Source organism: Aquabacterium sp. A08, from assembly GCF_011742065.1.
The window spans coordinates 1-389 of the sequence record NZ_JAAQQT010000509.1 but is presented as its reverse complement, the minus strand read 5'-3'; the positions used below and the strand labels follow the sequence as shown (position 1 = coordinate 389).

General features: G+C 60.4%; 1 pseudogene. It reads left to right on the top strand.

The annotated features are described in order from the left end of the window. Window positions 1-39: 39 nt before the first annotated feature. Window positions 40-389 (top strand): annotated as a pseudogene (locus HA630_RS27390) (flagellin); the annotation flags it as partial.

Genomic DNA, 389 nt, shown 5'->3' with positions numbered 1-389 from the left:
GCAACTCCGTGTCAAACGGTCCTTACTGGAGAAAAAGCTATGGCAGCCATCATCAACACCAACGTCAACTCTTTGACGGCCCAACGCAACCTGACCACCAGTCAGTCGCAGTTGTCCCAATCCATCCAGCGCCTGTCGTCGGGTCTGCGCATCAACAGTGCGAAGGACGACGCCGCAGGCTTGGCCATCTCCGAGCGCTTCACCAGCCAGATCCGCGGCTTGAACCAGGCGGTGCGCAACGCCAATGACGGCATTTCGCTGGCACAGACTGCCGAAGGTGCACTCAAAGCGTCTGGCGACATTCTGCAGCGGGTGCGAGAGCTGGCAGTGCAATCGGCCAACGCCTCCAACAGCGCAAGTGACCGCCAAGCCCTTCAGGCCGAAGTGGG